General features: G+C 52.0%; 25 protein-coding genes. 20 read left to right on the forward strand and 5 right to left on the reverse strand.

Translation table 11 applies throughout. The annotated features are described in order from the left end of the window. Positions 1 to 43 precede the first annotated feature (43 nt). From ACX1DY_RS05165 to sigJ, 3 genes are all read left to right on the forward strand, one after another. Positions 44 to 511: a VOC family protein gene (locus ACX1DY_RS05165; RefSeq protein WP_458963125.1), complete on the forward strand. Its 468-nt coding sequence runs from the start codon at positions 44 to 46 to the stop codon at positions 509 to 511. A gap of 179 nt (positions 512 to 690) precedes the next feature. After that, positions 691 to 1,878, forward strand: a complete 1,188-nt coding sequence (locus tag ACX1DY_RS05170; RefSeq protein WP_458963126.1) for an NAD(P)/FAD-dependent oxidoreductase — start codon at positions 691 to 693, stop codon at positions 1,876 to 1,878. Positions 1,879 to 1,912: 34 nt separating this feature from the next. Further along, complete coding sequence (gene sigJ / locus ACX1DY_RS05175; RefSeq protein WP_458963127.1) at positions 1,913 to 2,773, forward strand: RNA polymerase sigma factor SigJ; 861 nt, start codon at positions 1,913 to 1,915, stop codon at positions 2,771 to 2,773. A 65-nt stretch (positions 2,774 to 2,838) separates the two neighbouring features. On the opposite strand, the gene ACX1DY_RS05180 is transcribed toward sigJ, so the two are convergent. Continuing rightward, the gene (locus ACX1DY_RS05180) at positions 2,839 to 3,612 is read right to left on the reverse strand and encodes an alpha/beta fold hydrolase (protein ID WP_458963128.1); all 774 of its coding nucleotides are present in this window, start codon (positions 3,610 to 3,612) and stop codon (positions 2,839 to 2,841) included. A gap of 177 nt (positions 3,613 to 3,789) precedes the next feature. On the opposite strand from ACX1DY_RS05180, the gene ACX1DY_RS05185 reads away from it, so the two are divergent. From ACX1DY_RS05185 to ACX1DY_RS05210, 6 genes are all read left to right on the forward strand, one after another. Further along, on the forward strand, positions 3,790 to 6,132 hold the full coding sequence (locus tag ACX1DY_RS05185; protein ID WP_458963129.1) for a PAS domain S-box protein: 2,343 nt from the start codon (positions 3,790 to 3,792) through the stop codon (positions 6,130 to 6,132). Between the two features lie 128 nt (positions 6,133 to 6,260). Next, positions 6,261 to 6,446, forward strand: a complete 186-nt coding sequence (locus tag ACX1DY_RS05190; protein WP_458963130.1) for a DUF6954 family protein — start codon at positions 6,261 to 6,263, stop codon at positions 6,444 to 6,446. Positions 6,447 to 6,926: 480 nt separating this feature from the next. Beyond that, a complete protein-coding gene (locus tag ACX1DY_RS05195; protein ID WP_458963131.1) occupies positions 6,927 to 7,412 on the forward strand; it encodes a GNAT family N-acetyltransferase in 486 nt (161 codons plus the stop codon). 291 nt (positions 7,413 to 7,703) lie between these two features. Further along, entirely contained in the window at positions 7,704 to 8,156 is a 453-nt protein-coding gene (locus tag ACX1DY_RS05200; RefSeq protein WP_458963132.1) for a MarR family winged helix-turn-helix transcriptional regulator, read from the forward strand. A gap of 122 nt (positions 8,157 to 8,278) precedes the next feature. Further along, positions 8,279 to 9,172: a (Fe-S)-binding protein gene (locus ACX1DY_RS05205; RefSeq protein WP_458963133.1), complete on the forward strand. Its 894-nt coding sequence runs from the start codon at positions 8,279 to 8,281 to the stop codon at positions 9,170 to 9,172. Between the two features lie 102 nt (positions 9,173 to 9,274). Further along, positions 9,275 to 9,667 carry a NusG domain II-containing protein gene (locus ACX1DY_RS05210; RefSeq protein WP_458963425.1) on the forward strand — a complete coding sequence of 131 codons (393 nt, stop codon included), beginning with the start codon at positions 9,275 to 9,277 and terminating at the stop codon, positions 9,665 to 9,667. Here ACX1DY_RS05210 and ACX1DY_RS05215 read toward each other — a convergent pair. From ACX1DY_RS05215 to ACX1DY_RS05225, 3 genes are read right to left on the reverse strand one after another with little or no spacing between them, the layout of a single operon-like run. Continuing rightward, a complete protein-coding gene (locus tag ACX1DY_RS05215; protein WP_458963134.1) occupies positions 9,660 to 10,535 on the reverse strand; it encodes a TIGR03943 family putative permease subunit in 876 nt (291 codons plus the stop codon). The two genes, ACX1DY_RS05210 and ACX1DY_RS05215, sit on opposite strands and share 8 nt — an antisense overlap. Before the next feature lie 36 nt (positions 10,536 to 10,571). After that, positions 10,572 to 11,561: a permease gene (locus ACX1DY_RS05220; protein WP_458963135.1), complete on the reverse strand. Its 990-nt coding sequence runs from the start codon at positions 11,559 to 11,561 to the stop codon at positions 10,572 to 10,574. A gap of 36 nt (positions 11,562 to 11,597) precedes the next feature. Next, positions 11,598 to 12,629, reverse strand: coding sequence for a CobW family GTP-binding protein (locus ACX1DY_RS05225; RefSeq protein ID WP_458963136.1), 1,032 nt, complete (start codon positions 12,627 to 12,629; stop codon positions 11,598 to 11,600). Between the two features lie 203 nt (positions 12,630 to 12,832). On the opposite strand from ACX1DY_RS05225, the gene rpmG reads away from it, so the two are divergent. The 8 genes from rpmG to ACX1DY_RS05265 all read left to right on the forward strand — a co-directional run bounded on the left by rpmG (position 12,833) and on the right by ACX1DY_RS05265 (position 18,991). Continuing rightward, a complete protein-coding gene (gene rpmG / locus ACX1DY_RS05230; protein WP_458963137.1) occupies positions 12,833 to 12,982 on the forward strand; it encodes a 50S ribosomal protein L33 in 150 nt (49 codons plus the stop codon). 54 nt (positions 12,983 to 13,036) lie between these two features. Next, positions 13,037 to 14,245 (forward strand): GTP-binding protein, encoded by a 1,209-nt coding sequence (locus ACX1DY_RS05235; protein ID WP_458963138.1) that lies wholly within the window; start codon positions 13,037 to 13,039, stop codon positions 14,243 to 14,245. A 6-nt stretch (positions 14,246 to 14,251) separates the two neighbouring features. Further along, positions 14,252 to 14,959, forward strand: a complete 708-nt coding sequence (locus tag ACX1DY_RS05240) for a metal ABC transporter ATP-binding protein (RefSeq protein WP_458963139.1) — start codon at positions 14,252 to 14,254, stop codon at positions 14,957 to 14,959. Then, positions 14,905 to 15,735, forward strand: a complete 831-nt coding sequence (locus ACX1DY_RS05245; RefSeq protein WP_458963426.1) for a metal ABC transporter permease — start codon at positions 14,905 to 14,907, stop codon at positions 15,733 to 15,735. Before ACX1DY_RS05240 ends, ACX1DY_RS05245 begins: the two co-directional genes overlap by 55 nt. 21 nt (positions 15,736 to 15,756) lie before the next feature. Next, entirely contained in the window at positions 15,757 to 16,794 is a 1,038-nt protein-coding gene (locus ACX1DY_RS05250; RefSeq protein WP_458963140.1) for a metal ABC transporter substrate-binding protein, read from the forward strand. 39 nt (positions 16,795 to 16,833) lie between these two features. Further along, positions 16,834 to 17,103 (forward strand): 30S ribosomal protein S14, encoded by a 270-nt coding sequence (gene rpsN, locus ACX1DY_RS05255; RefSeq protein ID WP_458963141.1) that lies wholly within the window; start codon positions 16,834 to 16,836, stop codon positions 17,101 to 17,103. 277 nt (positions 17,104 to 17,380) lie between these two features. After that, positions 17,381 to 18,139, forward strand: coding sequence for a GNAT family N-acetyltransferase (locus tag ACX1DY_RS05260; RefSeq protein WP_458963142.1), 759 nt, complete (start codon positions 17,381 to 17,383; stop codon positions 18,137 to 18,139). A 228-nt stretch (positions 18,140 to 18,367) separates the two neighbouring features. Beyond that, positions 18,368 to 18,991, forward strand: coding sequence for a class I SAM-dependent methyltransferase (locus ACX1DY_RS05265; protein ID WP_458963143.1), 624 nt, complete (start codon positions 18,368 to 18,370; stop codon positions 18,989 to 18,991). Positions 18,992 to 19,095: 104 nt separating this feature from the next. Here the strand turns inward: ACX1DY_RS05265 and ACX1DY_RS05270 are convergent, their stop codons facing one another. After that, a complete protein-coding gene (locus ACX1DY_RS05270; protein ID WP_458963144.1) occupies positions 19,096 to 19,680 on the reverse strand; it encodes a helix-turn-helix domain-containing protein in 585 nt (194 codons plus the stop codon). A 198-nt stretch (positions 19,681 to 19,878) separates the two neighbouring features. Here ACX1DY_RS05270 and ACX1DY_RS05275 point away from each other — a divergent pair, with 198 nt between their 5' ends. From ACX1DY_RS05275 to ACX1DY_RS05285, 3 genes are all read left to right on the forward strand, one after another. Next, positions 19,879 to 20,166, forward strand: a complete 288-nt coding sequence (locus ACX1DY_RS05275) for a Dabb family protein (protein WP_458963145.1) — start codon at positions 19,879 to 19,881, stop codon at positions 20,164 to 20,166. A 190-nt stretch (positions 20,167 to 20,356) separates the two neighbouring features. Continuing rightward, entirely contained in the window at positions 20,357 to 20,797 is a 441-nt protein-coding gene (locus tag ACX1DY_RS05280; protein ID WP_458963146.1) for a DUF86 domain-containing protein, read from the forward strand. A 54-nt stretch (positions 20,798 to 20,851) separates the two neighbouring features. Continuing rightward, a complete protein-coding gene (locus tag ACX1DY_RS05285) occupies positions 20,852 to 21,517 on the forward strand; it encodes a helix-turn-helix transcriptional regulator (protein WP_458963147.1) in 666 nt (221 codons plus the stop codon). The last annotated feature ends 37 nt before the right edge of the window (positions 21,518 to 21,554 follow it).

Here is a 21,554-nt window from a genome sequence, read left to right on the forward strand (position 1 = left end):
AGTAAAGTTAACAGAAAATTCATTTTTACTGAGGTGAAGCTCGATGATAAAAGGTTTGTTCGAAACCCATATCCATGTATCCGATTTAGAGAAATCGTCGGAATTTTACGGGAAGATATTGGGCATGCCGGTGGCCTATGAGGACGCAAGGCGCTGCCGATTCTTTTGGATCGGTGAGCCGAGAAAAGCGATGCTTGGCCTGTGGGAGAAAGCCCCGGATCAAATCGTCAGCCAGCATTTTGCATTTGAGACTACCGCAGCGGACATGGCCGGCATTGTTCCTTGGCTGAAAGAACGCGGCATCGCTGTACGCAACTTTTTAGATGATGGGTCAGAGGACCCTTTTGTATTCGGATGGATTCCCGCTGTTTCCATTTATTTTCGTGATCCTGATGGTCACTCGTTGGAGTTCATTGCCTTGTTACCCGATGAGCCGCAGCCGGAGCTTGGGGTAGTGGCTTGGGACGAATGGGAGAGAAGTCACGGAAGAAGCCTTTCTTTGAAAAAGTAATGTTCGTTTCCGCGTAAGTCACAAATTGACTGTATTTTTGGAAAAGAGGCTCGCAATTGCTTCGGCAGTTGCGGGCCTTTTGTGCGTGAGTTGCAGACTCTTAGAAGGCAGTGTCCACTGTGTCACATTTAAGCCCGCTACCTCGTTCTATGTACAAACCAACAGAAGGAGTGGCTAATATGAAAACTTTGACATGTGCCGTTATTGGTGCCGGGTATGCGGGAATTCACGCTGTAAAAGAAATCAATAAGCTGTTCAAGGATCAGGTGGACAAGCATCCGTTGCGGCTTATTCTGATTGACAAAAATCCTTACCATCTGCGCAAGGTACTGATGTTCAGGCCAGCAGCCACGGACGAGGAAATCCGAATCCCGCTGACCCGGCTATTCCCGGACGGAGTGGAATTGATACAGGCGACCGTTACAAAAATCGAAGATGCGAAGAAGCAGCTGCTATATCTGGATACTGCAGGAACGGAGCAGATGATGCCCTACGATATGCTCGTTGTAGCGGCGGGCAGCGTCATTCGGCAACCCGATCCGGAACAGGGCGGAATTGCGCTCGCATCGCTGGACAATGCGTTAAAGATTCGGAGTGCCTGGCTTGCCAATCTGAAGCAGGCTGCCACGGAAGACAACCCCAAAGAACGTGAACGGTTAATGAGCATCGCAATTGCAGGAGCAGGGATTAGCGGCATGGAAACCGCAGCGGAGCTGGCATATTATGCCCGCAAGGATGCGGAACTGCTGGGACTTGATCCACAAGCGGTGAAAATCGCTTTATACAATACACAACAGCGCCTTTTTCCAGATGGGCCTTCCAAGGTGGGAGTCAAATTGGAGCGTATCCTTCTCGGTGACGGAATTCAGGTTGTTCATGAAAGACGTGTCATCAAGGAAAAGGACGGAGAAGTCTGGTTGTCAAACGGAGAGAAGCGGCCTGCTGGCCTGTGTATCTGGTCGCTAGGTCTACAGCCCAATCCGATGTTAAGATCACTTGGTCTGCCGGTGACACCGGAGGGCTACACGATTGTCGATGCAAGTTATCGGGTGAGGGATATGCACGGCGTGTACAGCATTGGTGACTGTGCCAGGATTGTCGATCCGAACAGCGGACGTGCCGACGGCATGACCTGTAAGGAAGCGATTCCTCAAGCGGCAAATCTTGCTAAAATTCTGCTGGCGGACCTTGAAGGACGTCCGGCTCCTGTGCATGAGAGCTTCATGACACTGTTCTGTATCGGACTTGGGCCGGACAAAGGATTGACCTGGGTGAATAAATGGGGACTAGATATTGTCATTACAGGCAAGCTGGGCAGTAAAATAAAAAAGTATACCACGGACACAGCCAGTCTGCTGATAAAATAAACGACAGGTGAAGCCAGAAACGGAGGTGGTGAGGGTGGATAAATTATACAACCAGTATAAGGGGCTGCTGCTCACACTGGCCTATCAAATGACCGGTATATGGTCCGATGCGGAAGATGTTGTGCATGATGTCTTCCTGAAGGTCTATGATGTGAGCCCGGCTGGTCTAGCGGAGGAGCCGAAGGCGTATCTATGCAAAATGGTCGTCAATCGCTGCCGCGATCTCTACAAATCGGCGCGCAAACGACGGGAGCAGTATTTCGGGGAATGGCTTCCCGAACCAGTCCCCACTTCAGAAGATGGGCCGCTTGATTTTGTTGTGAGAGAGGAGCTGTTGTCTTATGCAACGCTGGTCTTGTTGGAGAAGCTGTCACCTGCTGAACGAGCGGTGTTTGTGCTGCGGGAGGCACTTAGCCTTGAATATGCCGGCATAGCCGAGATCATCAGCAGGAGCGAGGTCAATTGCCGAAAGCTGTTTAGCCGTGCGAAGGGGAAGATGAATATCAGCGATGAGAGGCCCGTTCATGTAGAATCTGCAAGAGAGGAGTGGGTCCGCCAATTCGTTGCAGCACTCGAAAAGGATGAGCTGGAGCAGGTCGTATCCATGCTGGCGAGCGATGTCGTGCTCATTTCGGACGGAGGCGGCAAGGTGTTCGCAGCCGTTCGCCCGATCGAATCCCGCGATGCTGTCTCCGGATTTTTGCTGGGTCTTACCCGTAAGGCGCTGTATTTCAAGGGCGACATCCAGTTGGAGCTAAGTGAGATCAACGGTCAGATCGGGCTTATCGTCCGCTCGGGGGAGCAAATAGACTCTGTCATCCTGCTAAACATCTCGAGCCGTTCGGTTCGCAATATTTATATGATCAGGAATCCCGATAAGCTAAGCCATTTTTAACTTGACTAACTTTTTGAGCTGAAAACAGGTTCTTGGAATGGCGGCTAAGCCAAGGAGCCTGTTTTTTATTTCTGGCAATGATGAATAAACTGCTTGATCAATTCGTTCAAGGGACCCGCAGCTTTAGTAGGTACCTGGTGTTTGGTATTTTTGATAAAAATCAGTTCACTCTTGGGCAAGCGTTCCTTCAGCAGACTGGCGTACGGATGGAACATGGTATCCTTTTCCCCATAAACGAGCAAAACGGGCTGAAGGATATTTCCCAATTGCGCCGTACAGTTATAGTGCAGACTGTATTGATAATATTGTCCGGCGTTTTTGGCGTTAGCTTTTCTGGCGTCCTTAAACAAGGACCGGAACAAAGCCAGCTTGGGCTTCGCTTGCCCCCAGGCCGTGGAGAGCGCAATTGCAGAGGTCGCGCCGATTCGGGACAAGAAGTGACCGCGCAATATTTTGTTTCTCAGCTTCTTATCGTTAACTTCCGACATCCCGCCAATGACAATGCCGCCGAGTGCCCGTTCAGGAAAGGTCAACATAAAATCGAGCACGACCCCGCCTCCGGTTGAATATCCGCATAAAAATGCTTTTTCAAGCTTCAAATGATCCATTAGCTGCCTGATATCCTCGGTGATTAACGGATAAGTAATTTCTTTCTTGGAAGCTTCACTTTGTCCGTGGCCGCGGATATCAAAAGTGATTAGCCGAAAATCCGCCGACAATTGCCTCTGATACTGAAAATTTAAGCTTGTCAATACCGGAGGATGGATGAATATGATCGCAGTTCCTTTTCCGCAATCCTGATAATGCATTAGATGTCCATTTATGCAGTTGTCGGGCATTAGAATTCACCTTTCTTAATTGCAGGATGTAGGCTTTGATTATGTAATCTTTATGTTGTGTACGATCCGGTCTCCTCATTCATGGAATAATGTGTGCTTAGACATAAGCATCTTTATCAAAAAAAATGTATACTAGTGTTAGTCTTAGTCCCCACTTTTACAGAGGAGGCTCTATCATTGACCGACACTATATATAAGCAGCTGTATTTGCGATCATCTATAGGTTACGCGGTAGTCTCCACGAAAGATGACACGATACTAATGGCAAATCCTGCACTTTGCACGATGCTTGGCTATACTGAAGCGGAGCTGACGGAGCTCCGTTACCCGGATATTGCTTACCCGGAAAATGAGCATGCGGAGGATCATGAGCTTACTGCGGAATATTTCCTGCGGAGTCCCGGCATGGCTGTAGATAAAGAAAAGCGGTTTGTACGCAAAGATGGCGGGATCATCTGGATAGCCTTGCGTATCTTTTTGACTTTCGACGAGTCAACAGGCGCTCCTGCCCATAGGATTGCGGAAATGACGGATATCACCGGACACAAGCAATATGAATTGAAGCTGCTGGAGAGCGAGAACTGTTACAAATCCTTGTTTGAGTATAACCCTTCGGCGATTTGCGCCATGGATCTGCAGGGGCAGGTTCAGTCGCTGAACGCCAGCCTGCAGCAGTTGACCGGTTATTCGCAGGAGAGCCTTCTGCAGTCCGGCTACAACGAGATTATTGATTCGGAGGAGCTGGAATTTGTAGAACGGCGTTTCGGGCTGGCTGCCGGCGGACAGGCCCAGACCTTCGAGAGCAGGCTGATTCACCGGGAAGGTTATCCGGTTGAGGTCAGTATGATCTATGTGCCTATCATGGTGAACAGCAAGGTTGCGGGTGTATTCGGCATTACTAGTGATATTACCGAGCGCAAGCGCCATCTGGAGCAGATAGAGAAGCTGAGCTACGAGCATGCACTTATATTGAATTCCGTCTCAGAAGGTATCTTTGGCATGAATCTTGAGGGTGAGATGATGTTTATTAATCCTGCGGCATCGACGATGCTTGGCTACGAGCCCGGCGAACTGGCAGGGAGCATCAAGCTGCATACGATTGAACAGACCTGGCTGAATGCCGAACCTTATGGCAGCGGACGGAGAACGTTGTCGGAGTCGCTGTCAGAGCATCTTTCCTATGAAGAGGAAGAAGGAATATTCTGGAGGCAGGATGGCTCCAGCTTCCTGGTCAAATACCGGATGTCGCCGCTGTTCGACAATGGGGAACGGAAGGGAGCCGTGGTTGTCTTCCGGGATATTACCGAGGAGAAGGCCGTTGTGCGCGCCAAAGAGTCTGCAGAGCAGGCAGACCGGGCCAAGTCGGAGTTCCTGGCCATTATGAGCCATGAGCTGCGCACACCGCTAAATGGCATCATCGGCATGGCCGATTTGCTCGACGGAACAGAGCTGGATGAAGAGCAGCAGTATTACACACAGATCATTAACAAAAGCAGTGAGGCCCTGATGCATATTTTGAATGAGGTTCTGGATTTCAGCAAGGTTGAGGCCGGCATGATGACGCTTGAGCTGCAGCCGGTTGATCTCCGCGAAGTGCTGCAGCATGTGACAGAGCTGTTTTATCCCAAGGTCAAGGAGAAGGGTCTCGTGCTGCACACCGATATGGCCCCTGATCTGCCGCCGCTTGTAGTGACGGATGAGACCAGACTGCGGCAAATTCTGGTGAACCTTCTCGGCAATGCGGTGAAATTCACCGATGAAGGAGAGATTAGCCTCTCGGTGATGCTGCAGTCTATTGCCGATAATGGCGATCTTGTTATCAAATTTACAGTTAGAGATACAGGAATTGGCATCGCTCAGGGCAGCCAGGGAATGCTCTTTCAATCCTTTTCCCAGTTGCATCCTTCGATCAACCGAAAATATGGCGGAACCGGTCTGGGTCTGGCGATCAGCAAGAAGCTGTCCGAGCTGCTTGGTGGAGGAATCGGCGTGGAGAGCTCTGAGGGGGAAGGGGCGGAATTTCATTTCACAATTCAGGTCTTCCTGCCCCATGCGGAGCCTGGAAAAGTGCAGGACTCCTTACCCGTTGGAGATATGCAGATTATGAAGAATACAATAGGGGCGGAATCCCTGGAAGGTGAATACGGCCCGCTGTCGATATTGATCGCCGAGGATCATCCGGTGAATTTGCAATTGCTGCAGGCCTATCTGAAACAGCATGGCTATTATGCCGATGTGGCTTTGAACGGGGAAATGGCAGTCGAGGCTGTACGCTCACGGCATTATGATATCATCTTCATGGATATTCAAATGCCGCTTATGGACGGTATTGAGGCTACCGAAAAAATCCGTGAGGAGATGGAGCTGTCTCCGGTTATCGTTGCCGTGACGGCTTTTGCCCGCAAAGAGGACATGGAGCTGTGCCGCAGAGCAGGGATGCAGGATTTCATTTCCAAGCCGGTGTCCCCGGGTGAAGTGGAGCGGGTGCTCAGAGAATGGTCGGTCGGCATCAGCAAGTAAAAATCACTCCGCTGGACATGAACTACTGACTATTCATCGCAAGCAAAGGCTATTCTGGAGTAGAGGGCTTCTACACCGGATAGCCTTTTAGCATTGGCGGGAACGGTGGCATGAAAGGAGGAGATGGAATGAAAGTCGCTCTGTATGTGCTGATCGCAATACTGTACATATTGAATACACTGTTCGGCCTGGGTCCGGTGCTGTTTGCCGACGGTTCCGCCAGGGAACGGCTGGTGACGTTTATCGCAGTTGTGTTGATTTATGCGGTGATTACTGTATGCCTGCGGATGCTTCTAAAGCGGCGGAAACGTTGACAAAGTCGCTGCAGCCGACTATATTTATATTAATCGTAATTATTACGAATATGAATCTGCATACGTTAAACTTGAAAATTTCATAAAAAAGGTAGGAGTGCGGAGGAGAAGTTTGGAACTGGAGGAGCGAATGCGTCCGCCTGAGAGCTTTCCGTAGGAAAGCTCGCTATCTGCAGCATAAGCTGTCTCCGGATTTCAACCGCTCTAAGCGGCTTGAATCAGGAAATCCGGAGACAACGGCGGCCGGAAGTCCAAATATTCACCGCTGTGGGGACAGATCCTTTTCTCTAAAAATTATAAATTCAAACTATATAAAAGTATAAGCTTTTAGGATTATAGCTGCAATTACAACCTATTCGGCAAGCCTGAATGAACGGCTGAAATGCCATTAATGTTGATCGGATGAGAACCCGGTGGTTATGATAGAGTACATCAGGAGCGGCATGCTAATGACATAGAATGGCTGGGAGGCTGAGCAAGTTGAAGATTAGATACATAGAGCGCAGAGACAATGCGGCGATTGAGCAGATTATCAGAGAATGCCTGATCGAATTCGGCGGCAACCGGGAAGGGTTGGCCTGGGCCGATGACAGCATGCATGACCTGTATCATTATTATAATAGTGCAGAGAACCGGGCTTACTGGATTGTTGAAGAAGACGGGGAAGTGCTGGGCGGCTGCGGAATTGCACCTTTTGCCGAATCGGACGGGATCTGTGAATTGCAGAAAATGTACCTGTCCTCAGGCATCCGCGGGCGGGGTGTTGCTGCTGAGCTGTTGCAGACGGCCTTGCAATTCGCCGCGCAGCATTACAGCCAGTGTTATCTGGAGACGCTGCAGACCATGCAGGCCGCCGGCCGGTTCTATGTTAAACACGGATTTCAGCTGCTGGATGCTCCGCTTGCGGGTTCAGAGCATTATGCCTGTGACGCGTGGTATACCCAAGAACTGTCCAATATAGAATGAACTTGAGTACGAATATACCGCAGCAGGCCCAGTCCTCCTTGAGTAATCAGGGAGGATTTTTGTCACATTCCAGAATAAACCATGGGGATTATAACACTCGGGTGTAAGCGCTGAACCTTACTTGATACCGGCCATGAATGGAATGGCTTAAGGGATTTTCCTTATTTTTTGAGTCAAACACTTTAAATGGAACTTCATTCATGACACAAGCGCCTGTGATAAATAGCTCTGACAAATCGGATCAAGTTTGAAATAGTGTACATACACGATATAACCGGAGGAGAACAATCTATGACAACTACCAAAGCCCAGTCTTCGCCCAAAATCCGCTTGGCTTCTGTCTGCAGCTGTATTAATCTGCGCAGAGCATCAACAGCGGTTACGGGATTATACGACAGATATCTTGCAGCCAGTGGTCTGAATATCAGCCAATTCTCATTATTGAAGCATATTTATTCGCTTGGACCGGCAAGTGTTAGCGATCTGGCTCTAGAGATGCGACTGGACCGGACAACTGTTGTCCGCAATCTGAAGGCGCTGGAGCAGATTGGCTACGTGAAGGATATTTCTCAACAAGGAAGCCGGAACCGCCTGTTAATTCTGACGGAGAGCGGTACAGCGAAATACATGACTGCCGGATGCGATTGGGAACAAGCACAGAGTTTTTTACAGGAGGCACTAGGTGAGGAAGACCTCGCGGCACTGACTGCGCTGTTATCCAAAGTAGAACAACTGATGTCTTGAACATAACTGCGTGGTTCATCAGTCCGTTTGCAACAGAAAGCGCACCTGCAGTTCTTTACAGCTTAATCGTGTATATACTCGGAAAATCTGCACACAAAAACAACTCTAAGGAGGAGAAGATCTTGAATTTGAACCACGCTAAAGTTAATGGAAGAACGGCTGATGAACTGAAGCAGCTAATTATTGCAGCGATGAAGTCTTTCGTGAAGGAAAGTCCGGTGAATTGGTCTGAGGCGCTTCAGGGACCTTATTATGATGAACCCATCGTTCAATTCGCGTCAGCAGATGATCCGTTATTCTGGGAATATAAAAGTATCATTGGTCCTGACCATGCAACGCCAAAGGAGGTTATAGAGCGTTCATATGGCCCTGGAAGCTACAATGGGGGTTCGGTGATTAGTGTCGTGCTGCCGATTCATGAAGCCATCCGCAAGGCTAACCGCCAGCAGAAGGACAGAGCTTCTAGAGAGTGGGCGCTGCTTCGTACGTTTGGGGATGAGTATTTTTTGCAGGCAGCCCGTGTCCATCTGACGGAATATCTGGAAAGTCTGGGCCACCTTGCGGTTGCCCCGTTGAATACGGACTGGTACAGCATTACCGGCACTGCAACAGGCCCGGTCTCTAATTGGTCGGAACGGCATATCGCTTATGCGGCTGGGCTGGGTACGTTCAGCATCAACGACGGGTTCATTACTGAGAAGGGAATTGCCATCCGCTTATTATCAGCAGTAACAGACGTACAGCTTGAGCCTGATCCCAGAACCGCAGCAAGCCATACGGGGAACTGCCTATTGTGCAGCAAAGGGAACTGCGGAGTTTGTATCACACGCTGCCCGGTGCAGGCCATCAGCAAAGACGGTCATGACAAAATTACCTGCATGAAATTTGTGTACGGCCAAGGCTCAAGGGACTGGGCGGTTGAGAGCGGCGGAGAGGCTAAATCGGGAGCCGGCTGCGGATTGTGCCAGACCAAGGTGCCATGCGAGAGCAGAAATCCGATGCGTAATGCCAGGTGAACAGCAGCGGCTGGAAGTCCAAACATTCCCCGCAGTCACGGTCGAAACCGATTTGATAATTTTTTTATTCTAGCCAGCGAGAAGGAGTCAACATTGGAAAAAATGAAACGAGGAGACTTTATTCTTATCCTGCTGGTATTGCTTGTGGCGGGCTCGATCTATGGGGTCAAATGGTATAACAACCACGATGAGCAATACGTACAGGGGAATTTGAAAGCGGTCATTACGGTAAACGGCAAAGAGTTCAAGACCGTAAACTTGACCAAGGAAGAGCAAACGATTCATGTTAAAACAAAGTTTGGACACAACATCCTGAAGGTGTACGACTACGGGATTCAAATGACTTATTCGGATGCGCCGCTCCCGATTGCGCTTAATATGGGGTTCATCTCCAGGCCAAAACAGCAGATTATTTGTGTTCCGGCCCGGCTGATGGTAGAGGTCTTCAACCCGCTCCCATCGGGCGGTGATGACGAGCTGGATGCGGTTATTTAGCCTGGAGCTTTTCTTGATGGATTGCCTCCCAGGCGGCTGTAGCGTCAGCATTGGTGTAAATGTAGGGCGTGGATGGCTGTGGAATGGGCGTGATCGACTCGGCAGTAATTTGCATGATTTCCTTGCCCTTGTATGGTGCGGCATGAAGCTTGCCCCGAACCTCAATCCAGGTATCGGCGGGCAGGCTTATTTGCGTGTGCGGGTCAAGCAGGATTCCAAAAGGCGCAGCATCAGCCGTGCAGCACTGCACCAGAAAACGGCCCACCGCATAAGCATTCTTCATATCCGCGCCGGATTCCTGGTACAAAAAGCCCGAGACGGCAATGCTTTTGCCCTCGAATTGTTTTTTATACAGGTCAATAGCCCCTAAGGTCTCGGAGAAAATCTCCGGGTACACGGTAATAACGGGCTGGGCATAGAGCTTGCCTGCCAGCTCCGCGAACTCTGCCTGATAGGGACTTTCGGCGGCGAATGCCGCACGGACAGCCTGCTCTGGATGGCTATAGGACAAAGCGATGCCTTTTCTGGCTGCCGCTGCGCTGCCGAGGGCGCGGTCAGGAAGCAGGAAGCCGAGCAGCAGCGGGAACAGAAATAGGCCGTACAGCACTGTACTGCCCAGCCCGGAACGGGGGAGGCGGTGCTCGCAGTCGCAGAGCAGACTGCTCTTGCCGAATACAGCCTGAATGCCGAGACTTAGCGCCATCAGCGTAAGCGGAATCGGGCAGAGCCTGATCCAGCGCGCCAGCTTGGGGGCGACATAATAATGCAAGGCGTCCTGCTCAACCAGATGCCCGATATAGAGCGCGAAGAGCAGCAGAAGGAGCGCCCTGCAAGCATAGTGCAGCCGGATGCTCCGGGAGTCATTCATGCGGGAACCTCCTGAAAGTTCATGAACAGGTCAGCGTCATAACCAGAATGAGGCCAGGACTGACCCGATAAATACAGCCGAGAAGATCAGGAAAAACAAATAAAGCGCAAATTTCGTCTTGAACAGCGAGAGCAGCATCAGCGAATTTTTGAAATCGAGCATCGGTCCGAGCACCACGAAGGCCAGCAGCGACCCTGAAGGGAAGGTATGCAAGAAGGTGGAGGCGACAAAGGCATCCGAGGTGGAGCATAGCGAGAGCACAAAGGCGAGTCCCATCATGAACAGGTAGGAGCCAAGCGGTTTTCCGCCGATGGCGGCCAGACTGCCTTGATCCATAAAGGTCTGGATACCGGAGGTGAGCAGACAGCCGATGATCAGATATTTGCCCATTTCAAAAAACTCGTCCGACGTATGCACGAAGACGGCAACCAGCCTGCCGCCGCGGGTGCTGCGGGCATGAGGTTCTCCGCTTTCACGTTCAATGGACAGTCTCAGCGGCGATTTGCGGACGGTGGCCCAGATTACAAGACCGATAAGCGCCGCAACCGCGAAGGCCAGTCCCATTCGTGCATATGCTAACTCGGGATGGGCGCGAAATGCCGTCATCGTCGCTCCATAGACGACTGGGTTCAGGATCGGACCGGATAAAATGAAGACGACCGCTACGTGCAGCGGCATTCCCTTGCGCATCAGCCGGCGGACCAGCGGAATCATCCCGCATTCACATACGGGGAAGAGGATGCCGAGCAGGCAGCCGAACAGAATCGCCGGGATGGGCCGGCGCGGAATCCAGCGGGAGATCAGCTCATCCGGCACAAACACTTGGAGCAGTGAGGAGAGCAGCGCACCCAGAAGCACAAAAGGCAAAGCCTCCAGCAAAATTCCGATGAAGGCTGTCTTGAATGTGTCGGTATACGAGTTGTCCAGAAGTTGCGGGTGATCCGGGAGCCAGAGGATGCCGATGGTAATCAGAAAAGCTGCGGGGAAGAGCAGCGGCAGTATTTTGATCGGATTAAAGGTTGTCAAGGCTTGGGTAGCTCCTTCCCGCAGCAGCGCGTACTGTTAGCTGAACAGGGCCGACCAGCGGTCTGCCAGCAGCTTCTCATCCAGATTCAGTCCGATGAACACCACATAAGGCTGGCCCGGATACCGTGACGCATCCCATGTACAGTGGCTTCCGGCGTATTGCACAAGCTGGACCGTCTCCTGTCCCGCTAACCGCACATGCCCTTTGGCCCTTAGCAGACTGTCTCCCCATCCGTGAAAAAAATCCTCCAGCTCTTCCCGGCCGATTCCGCCCTCCCCCTCTTGCGGGAAGGTCAACGTCACAGCCGATACCTGCGAATAAGAGGCCTGCTGTCTTAATTCCGGTTCCTGCACGGCAGTTGCACTCTGCGCATAGCTGCCGCCCATTCGCTTCAGCGGTGTGCCGCTTATGGCCCGGTTTCCGCGCTGCACGGCTGCTGCGCGGGGCTGACGGGGAACAACACCTGCCAGCAGCGGGGCGAGATTGATCTCGCTGTAGTGTGTAAATACAATCTCGGCCTCCGTGTTATGCTTGCTGATCATTTTTTCGATCCGCCATAAGGTATCCTGCTCGACGAGATCGCTTTTGTTGACAATAATCAGATCGGCGCTGGCAAGCTGCTTGCGCAGTGTCCGCACGAGCTGTCTGTCGGCAGAGAAGCGGCTGCTGTATTCCAGCGCGTTCTCCGCGTCCAGCAGCGTTATGGAATAATGCAGGGCCAGCCGCCCGCTGAGTGCGGGCTCCTGCAGTGTTTTGGCGATTTCTTCGGGATCGGCAACGCCGGTAAGCTCGATATAGATGATATCCGGCTGCCGTGCAAGCAGCGCGTTAAGGCTCCTCGGCAGCTCCTCCTTGCGGCTGCAGCAGACGCAGCCGTCCAGCAGCTTTTCCACACTTGTGCCGGTATGCTCCTGAAGAATATAGCCGTCCACGTCCCTTTTTCCCAACTCATTCATCACTACGCCGGGATTCAGCCCCCGTGCCTTGCTCTCCTTGAGCAGGGTGAGCAGCAGGGTTGTTTTACCGCTCCCCAGAAATCCGCCAAGTACAATTACCGGAATCTTCATTTCCCTCACTCCTACTCCCATCTTGCAATTGCAAGAATCATATTTTCATAATCCATCTATACGTAATGTCCGCGCCGGAAAGACCACAAATCTGAGAGAGCCTTAGATTTTTTTGGAGTGGTGCTGTTGACAACGGGCAGAGATAACATGTAGAATGTGTAAATCGTAAATATTACGATTAAACAAAAGGGAGCTGATCAATAGTGAGAGTAATCATTACACTCGCCTGTACGGAAACCGGTGACCGCAACTATACCACCACCAAGAATAAGAAGAACCAGCCCGGACGGATTGAGCTGAATAAATATTGTCCGCGACTGAAGCGGGTCACCTTGCACCGTGAAACCCGCTAAGCCCTTTGCCCGAAGTGCCAAATCAACAATTCCAAAAGCGTAAGGAGCAAACACATGAATAAAATTCCTGTCACCGTGCTCAGCGGTTATCTGGGCTCCGGCAAAACCACACTGCTTAATCACATTCTGCACAACCGCGACGGCCTGAAGGTAGCGGTGATTGTCAACGATATGAGCGAGGTCAATGTCGATGCCGGATTAGTCAAATCTGGAAATACACTTTCCCGGACAGAAGAAAAGCTTGTGGAAATGTCAAACGGCTGCATTTGCTGCACATTGCGCGATGATTTGCTGCGTGAGGTGAACAAGCTGGCGATGGAGGGCCGTTTCGATTACATCCTGATTGAGTCCTCCGGCATCAGCGAGCCTGTTCCGGTGGCGCAGACATTTACCTACGCGAATCCCGAGCTGGACATTGATCTCACTGAGCTGGCCAGACTTGACACTATGGTGACTGTAGTCGATGCCAACCGCTTCTGGCATGATTTCGCTTCAGGCGACAGTCTGCTTGACCGTAATGCGGTGGCCGGTGAAAATGATTTCCGCGATATTGTCGATCTGCTCATAGATCAGATCGAAACCTGTGACGTGCTGCTGCTGAATAAATGCGATCTGGTGGAGGAAAAGGAATTGAACAAGCTTGAGGCTGTGCTGCGCAGACTTCAGCCGGGTGCGAAAATCATCCGCACGGTGAAGGGTGTGGTTGATCCGAAGGAAATCCTGAACACCGGACTGTTCGATTTTGAGAAGACAAGCATGTCCTCCGGCTGGATTGCGGAGCTGAACAAGGAGGACCATACGCCGGAGACGGAGGAATTCGGCATCGGCTCGTTCGTCTACCGCCGAAGAACGCCGTTCCATCCGCAGCGGTTAAGCTTTTTCTTCAGCAATTGGCCGGAGGAGGTTGTCCGGGCCAAAGGGCTGGTCTGGCTGGCGGCAAGGGGCGATCTGGCCGCAACGATAAGCCAGGCGGGACCTTCCATCCAGTTCGGACCCGCCGGCTATTGGCTCGCCACGCTGCCGCGGGAGCAGCAGCTTAAAGTTCTGGAGAACGAGCCTGATGTCAAGGCCAGATGGGATGAACAGTGGGGCGACCGCCTGAATGAGGTCGTATTCATCGGAATTGGCATGAACAGGGCGGATATTGAAGCCAGACTGGACAGATGTCTGCTGACAGAGGAAGAGATGAAGCAGGACTATAATACCTTCAACAATCCGCTGCCGTGGCCTACGGAAGAGCTGCTGGCGGCTTCGCAGGAGTAAGGGGCCGTGATTTTGTCATCCATGCGGGATGTTGTGTTCGGGTACGGGAATGAGCCGGTCATTGACCGCCTTTCTCTGGATATTGAAGCCGGGCAGTTCATTGGGATCACCGGTCCGAACGGGGCGGCCAAAACGACACTGCTCAAGCTTTTGCTGGGCCTGCTCAAGCCGTGGAGCGGAACGGTCTCCCTGAACCGGGAGATCACTGGCGGCGGGAAGCTGGGCATCGGCTATGTTCCGCAGCAGGTGGCTTCGTTCAATGCCGGTTTTCCCAGCAAGGTGATCGAGCTGGTCCGTTCCGGCTGCTACTCGCGGCTGGGATGGTTCGGACGTTTCACGAAGGAGCAGGAAGAGCTAGTGGAGCAGAGCCTGCGGCAAGTGGAAATGTGGGAATACCGCAACCGCAGGATCGGCGAGCTGTCCGGCGGACAGAAGCAGCGCATCTGCATCGCGCGGGCGCTGGCCCAGCAGCCGCAGGTGCTGGTGCTTGATGAGCCGGCAACGGGCATGGATGCCCAGAGCCGCACCGGGTTCAACAAGCTGATGCGCCATTATGTCAGCGAGCACGGGCGGACGGTGATCATGGTTACACATGGTCTCGATGAGACAAAGCCCTATCTGGATACGGTGATTAGTCTGGAACGGGAAGAGCAGGAGGGCTGGAAATGCTTGGTTACGAATTCATGCAGCGCGCATTTTGGGCCGGAGGCCTGATTGGGATCATCGGTCCGCTGCTCGGCGTGTACCTGATGCTGCGGCGGCAGGTGCTGATGGCCGATACTCTGTCCCATGTGTCGCTTGCTGGAGTGGCGCTGGGTTCGGTACTGCAGCTTAATCCGGCACTCAGTGGTTTTGCCGTAGCGGTAACCGGAGGGATTGTGATCGAACAGCTTCGGCGCTCCTATCGTACATACAGCGAGCTTCCTGTAGCGATTATTATGACCTCCGGCCTGGCGCTTGCCGTCGTGCTGATGAGCCTGAAGCAGAATCTCAGCAAAAGCTTCAGCTCTTACCTCTTCGGCTCCATCGTCGCCGTCAGCGATACCCAGCTTAAGCTGATCGCTGCCGTAGCTGCTGCCGGTCTTATTTATTTCATTGTTTTTCGCCGGCCGCTCTATAGCCTTACCTTTGATGAAGAGACGGCCCGCATCGGCGGTGTGCATACAGGCCTGCTGTCCTTTTCATTTGCTGTGCTGACCGGCATGACTGTTGCCGCGGCAATGCCTGTTGTAGGCGTACTGCTGGTTTCCGCACTTATTGTGCTGCCGGCTTCAATCGCTCTGCGGATTGCCTCAGGTTTTACCGCTGCGATAGTGATTTCGGTCGGTGTTGGCCTCATCGGGGTATTTAGCGGCCTGACCGCTTCTTATTACATCAACACGCCTCCCGGGGGCACAATTGCCCTCATATTGCTGATTTTCCTGCTGATCGCCATTGCGGTACAGAAGCTGGTTGCGTTCAATTACCGCCGCCGCATTAAATCCATTTGAATAAAGGAGCAAAAAAATATAATGATACAACTCCGTATGCGTCACCTTGCCGCTCTGTCCCTGACCGCTATGCTTATAGTCGCTGGCTGCGGCAATAACAGCAATACTGCGGCTAATACGGGAGCCGCTCCCAGCGCCCCAGCCGCAACAGATGAGCCAGCTTCCGCTCCACCTGCAGACAGATTGGACATCAAGGTAAGCTTTTATCCTATGTATGAATTCACCTCCAAAATCGTCGGGGATCTGGCCGATGTGGAGACATTGATTCCGGCCGGAATCGAGCCGCATGATTGGGAGCCGACAGCGCAGGACATGGCTGAAATCTCCGCCGCTGATGTGCTGATCTACAACGGTGCCGGAATGGAAGGCTGGGCGCAGCAAGTGCTGGACAGCGCTTCCGGCAGCAAGCTGGTTGCTGTGGAAGCTAGTAAGGGCCTGAACATTATGGAAGGCGCGGAAGAGGAAGAAGTAGATCATGAACATGAGCATGAGCATAAGGAAGGCGGGCATGCCGAAGAGGGGCATGACCACGGCGGCCTGGACCCGCATGTCTGGCTTGACCCTGCTCTTGCGATCAAGGAGGTGCGCGCAATTGAAGCCGCTTTGTCCGCCGCTGATCCCGGGCATGCCGCTGCTTTTAAGGAGAACAGTGATGCATATGTAGCCGAGCTTGAGCAGCTCAACCAGGATTTCAAGGAGGGGCTGAAGGATACAAAGCGCAAGGACTTCATTACCCAACACGCGGCTTTCGGCTATCTGGCCCGGGAGTACGGCTTGACTCAGGTGCCGATTGCCGGACTCTCTCCCGAGCAGGAGCCTTCTGCAGCCAAGATGGCAGAGATCGTGAAATTCGCCAAGGAGCATGAGGTGAAGACGATCTTTTTCGAAACCCTGGTATCTTCGAGTGTTGCCGACACGATTGCCAAGGAAATTGGGTCCAAAGCGGCGGTTCTGAATCCAATTGAAGGTCTGACAGATAAGGACCGCAGCAGCAATCTTGATTATATCGGCATTATGCGCCAGAACCTGGAAGCACTTAAAACGGCTTTGAACGAATAGCAGTTGCTTATCCTATATCGAAAGAGGTGAATACTTAACATGGCGAAAAAATCAAAGGTCATCAAGGAACTGAAGCGGCAGGAGCTGGTTGCAGCTTACGCAGAGAAACGCCGCGAATTGAAGGCAAATGGGGATTATCTGGCTCTGCAGAAGCTCCCGCGCGATTCCTCGGCCACCCGTCTTAAAAACAGATGCTCCGTATCCGGCAGACCAAGAGGTTATTTAAGCAAATTCAAGGTTTCACGGATCGTATTCCGCGAGCTGGCGCTCAAGGGTCAAATACCCGGCATCACCAAAGCAAGCTGGTAAACCCGCCCCGCAAGCGGCACAAAATAAACGGCTGATTCTCTGAACTGCAGGGGATTGGCCGTTTTTGCTATGGGGTTAGTCTTTGCCTGAACCTGCGGAGTGAACTAATATAGTAGACAAGATTGCTCAAGCGCTAAAGGAGGGTCCTGATCATGAGTTACACCGATACGTTCATCCGCGTCGCCGAAGATTGTCCTGTCGAGACAGGAGTGGTTCCAGTGTCCGGCCGCCCGCTTGCTATGCGCAATAAACGAAGCTGAGAAGGAGATGGATGTTATTGCACAAGTCGATTGAAGAGCTCACACTGAACACTTGGCCTGCTGTGCAAAGTGTGCTTTTGGAGGGCTGGATTCTGCGCTTCGCTGCAGGCTACACCAAACGGGCGAATTCAGTCAGTCCGCTATACGGACCTGAAGGGCAAACCGCACTAGATGTAAAACACAAAATACTGCTCGCAGAGCAGTACTATGAAGCTGCCGGGCTAAAGCCTGTGTTCAAAATCACTCCGTTTGTCCAGCCCGCTAATCTCGACGGAATACTGGCAGAGCAGAGCTACAGTATAGTGGAGCCTTCATCGGTCAGGCTTCTGGATCTGCAGGAGCTCCCGCCTGTCCCCGGGCAGTATAGCGTCCAGATCGGGGAGGAGCTGACGGAGGACTGGCTGGCGGCATTTGCCGGAATGTCCGGGCTGTCCGCTGCTAATCGTGACACGCTGCGCAGAATGCTGTCCTCGTCCTGCTTGAAGATGGGGTATGCCCTTTTGCTGAAGGAAGGTACTCCTGCCGCCTGTGGGCTTGGCGTCATTCAGCACAGGCACATCGGTCTATATGATGTATGCACAGCTCCGGCGTTCCGGCGGCAAGGAATGGCGGAGGAAATGCTGCTGTCCCTGCTGCACTGGGCCAAAGATCAGGGCGCGGCGCAGTCCTTTCTACAGGTGGTGCAGACCAACAGCGGAGCCTCCGCATTATATGACAAGCTGGGTTATAAGGAGATTTATAAGTATTGGTATAGGGTTAGAAGCGTGGGAAACTAAAAGCTGAATTGAAGAACTATATAAAAGGCATAAGTGGCGGAGGGGAAGTTTGGAACTGGAGGAGCGAATGCGTCCGCCTTTATGTTTGGATTTCTACCGCGATCAGCGGTTCCAATCAGAGAAATCCAAACATAACAGCGGCCGGAAGTCCAAACATTCCCCGCAGTCACGACTAAAGCCGTTTAGGTAAATCTGTAATTCTGTTTATTATAGAAAGGAATGAGTCTTATGTCCGAATATTGGAGCGACAGATTTGCACGTGAAGGCATGATCTGGGGGGATCAGCCTAGTCCTACAGCCCTGCGGGCCCGGGAATGGTTTCTTGAACAGGGGGTGCAGTCCGTCCTGGTTCCGGGTGCGGGGTACGGCAGGAATACGAAGGTGTTCTCGTCCGATTTTGTGACTTATGGCATAGAACTAAGCGGTGCAGCCCTGGAGCTGGCAACAGAATGGGACTCTAAGACACTGTTCACAGAAGGATCGGCATTGGAACGTCAATTAGACTTCCAGGTGGATGCCGTCTATTGTTATGATGTGCTGCACTTGTTTCTTGCGGAAGAGCGGCGCAGTCTGATCGCTGCAAGCCTTGAACAGCTTCGCCCCGGTGGCCTGCTCTACTTCACCAGCTTCTCGGATGAAGACCCCAATAACGGCTGTGGAAGACAACTGGAGCAGGGGACGTATGAGTATAAGGAAGGAAAATACGCCCACTTTTTCAACGATGCTGATTTGAGGGCCCATTTTGCCGGAACCGATATTATCGGGACAGAGGTTTGGGAGGAGACTCTGCATAGTTTGCAGGGAGGAAGTCATAAATACATACTGAGAGAGATACGCGCGCGCAAGAGATAGTCATTGGGAGATAGGCCGGGAGCACCTCAATAGGCCCTCCTCAATTGCGAGAAGGGCCTTAAGTGGGGCACACGCGAATATCGTATGTACCTTGAGGATTTTGGTTAACGCAGCTCACAATCGGCGAACAGTATATTTCGCGGAATGTGGAAGAAATTCTCCGCCTTTTCCTGCAAAGCGAGCGTTGGCAGATGGCATTGGTGCAGCCATTTGCGGAAGGTTCCGGGATGGACACCTATCCAGATGCTGACATCCGTTACAGAGAAATCGTAGACCATACATAGCCCGGTTAGAATAACATTGCTATGCGGAGAATGCGCATTCGTTCTTTTCATGAAACGTGAGGGCGTCGGCTGGCATACAATCGGACTTTGCCGCAGGAGAGCCTCATTGAACAAGATGTGGGGCGGATAGCCAAGAATTCGGCATACCTTCTCCAGATTGGTTCTGGAAGGAATGCGGCCTTCGTACACCCAAGCGCTTACGCTGCGTGAAGATACGGAGAGCTCTTCCGCAAGCCGTGACAGCTTCATATCCTTGGCCATCAGGATGGCAAGCAGCACGCGGTTGCGGATCTGGCTTCTCTTCGGCTTGCGGAATCTTTTGACCCGAACGCCTTGTCCAAGATATTTGCGGTTGATCAGAGACCAGGCCTGGATTTTGTGTGGCTCTTGCTGATTCTTAGGCATAATTCCTCCGATTTACAGAATTGATAATGTGGTAAATGTTCTGGTTTGGCTTTATATGACTTTAACATTTTGATAATACGTTCGTCCAGATGAAATGCATGTAGCCTCCCCGAAGCTTAAGTTTCTTTCAGAAGTGGTGCGGGTATGATATATTTTTAGTAATCAATTTACATTATTCAGGAGCAGGGAGCGATATAGATGATCAAGCATATTGTATTCTTCAAATTAAAGGACCGTTCCCCGGAGCAAGTGGCGGCTACAGTGGCGGTGCTCCGGAACATGGAAGGCAAGATTCCGCAGCTCATCTCCATCGAGGTTGGTGCCGACATCGTTCATTCCGAGCGCTCTTTTGATATTGCTCTGGTGACGGTGGTAGCTTCAATGGACGATCTGCAGGCCTATCAGGTACACCCGGCGCATAAGGAAGTCATTGCCCATATCAATGAGGTCAAGGAGCTTTCGATTGCTGTTGATTACGAAATTTAGAGCCGGAAGTAGGGAAGAGCGGCAAGCGCTATCTTAACCGGAAGGTGTGAAGCATATGCGGGAGCTTGAATATCCGATGGAAGCACTAACCTACCTGGCCATATTTCTGGCAGCCTGCTTCATAATGCTGTTCTGGCTGAAACGCCGCGGCAAACGCGGAAAATAATGCTATTTTCTTGGAGGGTCAGTTGTGTATTATGTCAACCGGAAGCAAATTGAAAGTATACTGGGGCAGATTCCAGATATTAATACCGGGCTCCGCCAGGCGGCGGCCTCATGGGATGGAAGCACATTGATGGGCCTGGTGCAGGAACGCTGCCTGCATTTGGCGATAGAGGTCGTTACCGACGTAGGGAGTTGTCTGATTGACGGGTTCATTATGCGTGATGCCGGAAGCTATGAGGATATTATTTCCATTATCCATGAAGAGAAGGTTTTTGGCGGTAGCGGGCTTTATGGGCTGCTAACACAGCTTGTCGCTCTACGCAAGCCGCTCGTGCAGGAATATTATGCCTGGGAGCGCAGCCTGCTGCATCCGCTCACACTTGAGCTTCCCGGGGCGCTGGAGCAGTTCGCCGCAGAGGTGCACAGCTATTTGGAGCAGGAGCTGGGTGCAGAAGCTTCGCAATAATCTATTTTTTTTACAATGAAAAAGGCGTCAGCCGTGTAAGAGAGGAGGTCCATTATGGTGAAGAAGGGTCAGGAAAGCGGTTCAACAAGGCGCATGATAATGACGCTCCTGAAGATGAAAGGGCCGCTGACGATCGGCGCGCTCGCGGAGGAGCTGAAGATTACTGAAATGGGTGTCCGCCGTCATGTGCTGCAGCTGGAGCAGGAGTCCCTTGTCAAAACCAAGGTCGTTCGTCAGGCCATGGGACGCCCGCTGCATGTCTATTCACTGACCGAGCGTGCAGAAGACCATTTTCCGAAAAGCTATCATAATCTGGCGCTGGAGCTGCTGCGAGAGCTGGATCACGGCAGCGGTCTGGAGGCCGTCAACGTGCTGTTTGAAGGCCGGCGGAAGCGGATGCTTGCCCAGTATGCTCCGATGATGGAGCACCGCAATCTGGAAGAACGGGTGGCCGAGCTGTCCTCCATTCAGAATTCCGGGGGTTATATGGCAGAATGGAGTCAAGAAGAAGACGGCTCTTATACGATGCGCGAGTATAACTGTCCCATCCGCCAGGTGGCTTCCCAGTACCGCAAGGCATGTCAATGCGAGCAGCATTTATTTGAGGAACTACTTGATGCTAAAGTGACGCGCACGGAGTGCATGGCGGAAGGCGGCCAATGCTGCCGGTATGCCATTACACCCCGCAAGAAAGACAAAACTTCAGAATTGAGCCTTTAATCAGTCACAGGTCAAGCTCCCATTGCTTATGATATAG

This window comes from Paenibacillus sp. BAC0078 (assembly GCF_054483875.1).